Genomic DNA, 269 nt, shown 5'->3' on the forward strand with positions numbered 1-269 from the left:
TCATGCCTGCAGGCTCAGCCTGCGGGCATTGTGAGGTCGCCTTCCCTCGAGGGCTTCAGGCGGCGAGGCTCGTGCCGCGATAGATCTCGGAAAGCTTCACATCGAAGCCGAAGGCCGGCAGGCGGAGCTTGTCGTCCAGCGATGTGAGCTCCGTCATCTGCCAATCCGTCTCGCGTGCCCAAAGGCGCACCCTCACCTCGTCCTGCGCGATGGTCAGGCAATAGAGATTGTCGGGATGGCGCTGGTAGAGCTCGATCTTGCGGGAAATC

General features: G+C 62.5%; 1 pseudogene. It reads right to left on the reverse strand.

The annotated features are described in order from the left end of the window. Positions 1–55: 55 nt before the first annotated feature. Positions 56–269 (reverse strand): annotated as a pseudogene (locus CH341_RS34925) (hypothetical protein); the annotation flags it as partial.

Source organism: Rhodoplanes roseus (assembly GCF_003258865.1).
In the GTDB taxonomy this organism is placed as follows: Bacteria; Pseudomonadota; Alphaproteobacteria; order Rhizobiales; family Xanthobacteraceae; genus Rhodoplanes; species Rhodoplanes roseus.